Below are 5,471 nucleotides of genomic sequence, written 5' to 3'. Positions count from 1 at the left end.
GCACGCCACCGGACGCCTTGACCCCAACGCCCGCGCCCACTGTTTTGCGCATCAGTGCAACGTCCTCAACGGTAGCGCCACTTTTGCTGAACCCTGTGGAGGTCTTGACGAATGCCACGCCCAAATCCCGGCAAATTTCACACGCCTGGACTTTCTGCTCATCGCTCAGCAGGCAGGTTTCCAGGATGACCTTCAACGGCACCGCGCCGCAGGCTTTATGGACCAAGGAGATGTCCTCGCGTACCGCCTTCAGCAGTCCATCCTTCAGCCAGCCGATGTTGAGCACCATGTCGATCTCCCCTGCCCCGGCGGCAATCGCCCGTTCGGCTTCAAAGGCCTTGGTGTCGCTCAAGCCGGCGCCCAGTGGGAAGCCCACCACCGCACAAATCACCACGGCCTTGTCGCTCAGGCAGGCAGCAGCGTAAGGCACTTGCCCGGCGTTCAAGCACACCGAATAGAAGCCATGCGCCATGGCTTCCTCGCACAGGGTGCGAATCTGCTCACGGGAGGCGTCGGGCGCCAGCAAGGTGTGATCGATGTACTTGGCCAATGCTCCCGGTTGAAGTGTATTCATTTAACGTGCCCTTGCCTGTATGTTGCCAATGATCGTGGTGCGCTTGTCACAGCGCTCAGATTAAAGCGTTACAATAATATCATTAAATGTTACTTATCTAACACAAACAATCAAGCCCTGGAATACGCGTGGACAGTAAAAAAGCCGAGCGACTCAAGCTTATCCAACAAGCCTTACAGGATCAGAACGCTATTCACCTGAAGGAAATGGCTGCGCTGTTGGACGTTTCCGAGATGACCCTGCGCCGTGATCTCAATCACTTCAGCGAGCATCTGCGTCTGTTAGGCGGCTACATCACCCGGGTCGGCACTGAGGCCAGCGATTACCGCGTAGCCGACCAGGACACGCGCCACGTCGAGGAAAAACGCCGCATCGGTAAACTCGCCGCCCGGCTGGTACAGCCCGGTGACACGGTGTTTTTCGACTGCGGCACCACCTCGCCCTTTGTGATTGATTTCATCCCTGATGAGCTGGAATTCACCGCCGTGTGCAGTTCGTTGAATGTGCTGCTCAAGCTGCAGAACAAACCCAACTGCCACATCGTGTTGTGCGGCGGCACCTTTCACCGCAAGAACCAAGTGTTTGAAAGCAACGCCGAAAGCAGCATTCTCGACAGCGTGCGCCTGACGTGGGCTTTCGTGACCGCCGCCGGCGTCAGCCAGGAATTTGGCGTGACGTGCTTCAACTTCAATGAGGTCGAGGTCAAGCAAAAGGTCCTGCGCCAGGCCCAGCAGCGAGTGTTGCTCGCCGACTTCAGCAAGTTCGACACGGTGCGCACCGCTCACTTCGCCACCCTGCAAGACTTTCAGTACGTGGTCAGCGATAAGAAAATCCCCCGTGTCTACAAAGAGCTCATCCAGGCCAGCGGCGCGCAGTTGCTGGTTTAATCCAACAACTTACGCCGCTCCTGCGCGCTCAAGTAACCGGTGGTCACGCAGAACGAGGCGCTGGCCCCGGCCGCCAGCGAGCGTACGTGACCTTTGGCTTTCTGCGCGTTATAGCCTTCGGGTTCGCAGGTTGATGGCAGTACGAACGCCGCCACTTGCTGATCCGGCGTGTGCAGGATCCAGCGCGCGGCGTGTTCAAATTGCTTGGGGCGATAACGGGTGTAGAACGCCGCGCCATCGGGATGCTCCAGCAGGAAATGCGCGTGGCCCGTGGCGTCTGTACCGACGCCGTCGAAGAAAAACACGATTTCAGGGTCGTACAGCTCGGGCCGCTCGAGGCAAGCCAACTGCTCTGGATGCTCGGTCAGTTGCGCCATGTAGGCACTCCAGTCGGGCGTCGGCTTGACGTGGTCCGGCACACTGGTACGCAGGTGCAGCCGCTGCATGCCAAACGGCTCGACAAACCGGCCGCCGGCCACATAGGCGTAATTCATGTGGGCCATGTACATCAGGTCCATGGGCTTGCCAGCCAGGTTCGTCACGGCCATGTCGATATCGAATAAGGCCGAATCGGCGCGTAGGGTCACGCTCGGGCACGCCCGGTAGCGATCGCCAAAGCCCTTGGCATATTGATACGAACCGCCCAGGCGCACAAAATCCTCGCCCAGTTCCAGCCAGGCCGTGTCCATCGGCGCGCAGGGCATTTCGCCGTGCAAGGCATGGGTGTCATCCGGCGCCGGGCAGCCGTTGCGCAGCAGCCCACTGTGAAACATGAAACAGCCATAAGTGTCGATGATCGTCGGGCAAGGCCTGGGTTGTTCGAACAGGCTGCGCATGGTCAGGTCGCAGCCTTCAAACACTGCCGACCAGATCATCTGCCCTTGATAAGGCAACACGACCAAACGTCCACGGCAGTTCTCCAGGCTCACGGCCAGTACGCCGGATGGGTAGGTCCAGGCACTGACCTTGAAATCCTCAGACTGCAAAAGGGTCTTTTCCTGCTCGGCAAATACCGCAGGGTACAGTGGAATGCGCGTGTTCATGAGGCCACCGCCGCTGCGGCACCGGTGGATGACGTTTCTGACTGGCGCAGGCATTTGACCGCATACATCACGATCACGATAAAGCACAGCAACGGTACGCTGTAGGCCAGCTGCATGTTGCCCCCGCTGGCGTCGGACAACAGGCCCTGGAAGATCGGAATCACCCCGCCACCGACAATGCTCATTACCAGCAATGAACCGCCGACGCCGGTGTCTTCACCCAGGCCATCGATGGTCAGGCCGTAAATGGTCGGCCAGCACGGGCCAAGGAAAATGCTGACGCCCACCGCTGCATATACCGCCGAAATGTTCGGCACCAGAATCGTGTAGGCCAACAGTACGATGCACAGCACCCCGTAGATCACCAAGACCTTGGCCGGGTGCAGACGTCGCATCAGCAAATTGGCAATCAACTTGCCGACAAAATAGGCGGCAAAGGTAGTCAGTAGAAACCATGAAGCACTGCGCTCATTCATGCCGCCCATTTGCATGGCCAGGCGAATGGTAAAACTCCACACGCCAACCTGCGCCCCCACATACAGGAACTGCGCGAGTACACCAAAGGTAAAACGCGGGTTTCGCCACAACCGCCCCAGGCTCTGACGAATACTGCCCGGCTTGCTGCCGGCAGGTTTATTGCCCTTGCAGGCGGGAAAACGGGTGATGGCGATCAAGATAAACATCAGCACCAGCACAGCGATCATCCACTTGTAGGGCAGCAGCGTGGACTGGATCATTTGCAACTGCTGCACAGCGGCCTCGGAGACGCTCATCTGCTTGAGTTGTTCAGTGGTGGCGTCGGTGTCCTTGAACATCACGAAGCTGCCCACATACACCCCGGCCATCGCGCCGAAGGGGTGAAAGGTCTGCGAGATGTTCAGGCGCCGCGTACCGGTTTCCCGTGGCCCCATCAGCGTCGAATAGGTGTTGCACGCGGTTTCCAGAAACGACAGGCCAGCGGCAATCACAAACAGCGCCAGCAGGAACATCCCGTATTTGGCGGTGGACGCCGCCGGGAAAAACAGTAGGCAGCCCAGCATGTACAGCGACAGGCCGATCAGGATCGTGCTCTTGTAGCTAAAGCGACGTACCACCATCGCGGCCGGGATCGCCACAAAAAAGTAGCCCAGGTAAAACGCCGACTGCACAAAGGCGGTCTGGAAATCGCTGAGCAAAAACGCTTTCTTGAAATGGGCGATCAGCACGTCATTCATGCTCGCCGCCGCGGCCCACAAAGCGAAGATGCTGCACAGCAGGATAAAGGCGAACCAGGGCGTACGATTCAGGTAGAAACCATCGGGTGTCTGTTGCAGCGCAGGTTTGTTCATTATTGTTCTCCGGGCTGAATTGAAGGGCCTTAGTGCCGTTGCTGGAAGCGGGCGAATGCTTCGCTGTCGGGATAGGAGGTCTGCGTACCCCGCGCGGTGACTGAGCACGCGGAGTACGCCACGGCCTGCTCCATGGCCTGGCGAATGCTGCCGTCGCGGTTCCAGTGCTGAATGAAACAACCGATAAAGGCGTCACCGGCGCCGGTGGTGTCGCGGGCGTCGACCCGCTGGCCCGGCACTTGGAACTCGCCCTCCTCCCCTACGTACAACGCGCCGTGCTCGCCGAGGGTGACGATCACGTGGCGGATGCCGCTGACCGCCAGGGTGCGTGCGGCGCTACGGGCCGAGTCCGGCGAGTCAACGGTAAGGCCTGTGATCAACGCCAGTTCGGACTCGTTGGGGATCAGGAAATCCAATTTTGCCAAGTGCTCGGCACTCAGCCCGGCCAGAGCGGGCGCCGGGTTGAGCAGCACTGCAATGCCATGGCGGTGCGCAAATTCGATGGCGTGGTAGACCGTCTCCAGGTTGATCTCCAGTTGCAGCACGATCAGCGTGCACTCACGCAGGTCGGCCGCTGCCGCATCGATATCCACCGGCGATAAGTGCGCATTGGCGCCTTTAACGATCAAGATGCTGTTGTGGGAGTCGGCCCGCACAAAAATCGGCGCTACGCCGCTGGATACGCCAGGCACCCGCTGCACATAACGGGTGTCGATGCCAAAACGCTGGAAGTTGGCCAGGGTGTTGTCGGCAAACATGTCGTCGCCGATCTTGCTCAACATCAATACATCGGCCCCAAGCTTGGCTGCCGCCACCGCCTGGTTGGCGCCTTTACCGCCGCAACCCAAGGCAAAGCCCGGCGCTTCCAGGGTTTCGCCCTGGCCCGGCATGCGGTCGATGTAGGTGATCAAATCCACCATATTGCTGCCGATGACTGCGATCTTGCTCATTACTCTTCCACCTTGTTGCGGCACGACCCAGCGGGTTATGGCGCTCTTGTTTTGTTATTTAAATAACATCAGGTGTGAATATTCAATCTTTTTCTTGTGCTGAGAGATCAATGGCTGATGGCATTGAGCCGTCGCGACAAGGGGCGGGCCCAAAAATGTAGCGCCTATGTAAACGCCATCTTGTATACCCCTCGGTCGCTCACTAAGCTGGCCGATCTTTTGCCGTCACCCGGAACACCCCATGTCTCGAAGCATTGCCCACCTAGCCCTGCTGCTGGGGTTGATCACCGCCATCGGCCCGTTCGCCATCGACAGCTACTTGCCCGCCCTGCCCACCCTCGGCGCCAGCCTGCAGGCTTCGCCGGCGGCGGTGCAGATGAGCCTGACGGTGTTCTTCATGATCATCGGTGTGTGCCAGTTGTTTTACGGCCCGATCAGCGATGTATTCGGTCGCAAGCCGCCGATCTATGCCGGCTTGGTGATTTTCGCCGTGGCCAGCGTCGGTTGCGCATTGGCGCCGACCATCGAGGTGCTGATTGGTTTTCGTGCCCTGCAGGCATTCGGTGCGTGCGCTGGCATGGTCATTCCCCGGGCGATCGTGCGCGACCTGTACACCGGCCATGAAGCCGCACGCCTGATGGCCTTGCTGATGCTGGTGATGAGTGTGTCGCCGATCCTGGCACCTTTGG

The 5,471-nt window shown here is 59.2% G+C and carries 6 protein-coding genes; 2 read left to right on the top strand and 4 right to left on the bottom strand.

Features of this window, described 5'->3' with window-relative positions; all coding sequences use genetic code 11:
• Positions 1 to 574: deoxyribose-phosphate aldolase (gene deoC, locus E0F99_RS28605; RefSeq protein ID WP_130909084.1), on the bottom strand; the 574-nt coding region annotated here is incomplete at its 3' end.
• Between the two features lie 128 nt (positions 575 to 702).
• Here deoC and deoR point away from each other — a divergent pair.
• Positions 703 to 1,461, top strand: a complete 759-nt coding sequence (deoR, locus tag E0F99_RS28600) for a DNA-binding transcriptional repressor DeoR (RefSeq protein ID WP_083358392.1) — start codon at positions 703 to 705, stop codon at positions 1,459 to 1,461.
• On the opposite strand, the gene E0F99_RS28595 is transcribed toward deoR, so the two are convergent.
• From E0F99_RS28595 to rbsK, 3 genes are read right to left on the bottom strand one after another with little or no spacing between them, the layout of a single operon-like run.
• The gene (locus E0F99_RS28595; RefSeq protein WP_083358391.1) at positions 1,458 to 2,504 is read right to left on the bottom strand and encodes an aldose 1-epimerase family protein; all 1,047 of its coding nucleotides are present in this window, start codon (positions 2,502 to 2,504) and stop codon (positions 1,458 to 1,460) included. The two genes, deoR and E0F99_RS28595, sit on opposite strands and share 4 nt — an antisense overlap.
• The gene (fucP, locus tag E0F99_RS28590; protein WP_083358390.1) at positions 2,501 to 3,832 is read right to left on the bottom strand and encodes an L-fucose:H+ symporter permease; all 1,332 of its coding nucleotides are present in this window, start codon (positions 3,830 to 3,832) and stop codon (positions 2,501 to 2,503) included. The genes E0F99_RS28595 and fucP overlap by 4 nt, the downstream gene beginning before the upstream one ends.
• A gap of 29 nt (positions 3,833 to 3,861) precedes the next feature.
• Positions 3,862 to 4,782: a ribokinase gene (gene rbsK / locus E0F99_RS28585; RefSeq protein ID WP_083358389.1), complete on the bottom strand. Its 921-nt coding sequence runs from the start codon at positions 4,780 to 4,782 to the stop codon at positions 3,862 to 3,864.
• A 241-nt stretch (positions 4,783 to 5,023) separates the two neighbouring features.
• On the opposite strand from rbsK, the gene E0F99_RS28580 reads away from it, so the two are divergent.
• A partial coding sequence (locus tag E0F99_RS28580; RefSeq protein ID WP_130909083.1) for an MFS transporter occupies positions 5,024 to 5,471 on the top strand: 448 nt, incomplete at its 3' end.

It is taken from the genome of Pseudomonas antarctica (genome assembly GCF_900624995.1).
Taxonomy (GTDB): Bacteria; Pseudomonadota; Gammaproteobacteria; order Pseudomonadales; family Pseudomonadaceae; genus Aquipseudomonas; species Aquipseudomonas antarctica.
Note: the sequence above shows the minus strand (reverse complement) of the source record. Positions and strands in the feature narration are given on the sequence as shown.

Bases quoted from the DNA above. Each gene is read 5' to 3' on its own strand.
- E0F99_RS28595 (WP_083358391.1), bottom strand. From the start codon at position 2,504: ATGAACACGCGCATTCCACTGTACCCTGCGGTATTTGCCGAGCAGGAA.
- fucP (WP_083358390.1), bottom strand. From the start codon at position 3,832: ATGAACAAACCTGCGCTGCAACAGACACCCGATGGTTTCTACCTGAAT.
- rbsK (WP_083358389.1), bottom strand. From the start codon at position 4,782: ATGAGCAAGATCGCAGTCATCGGCAGCAATATGGTGGATTTGATCACC.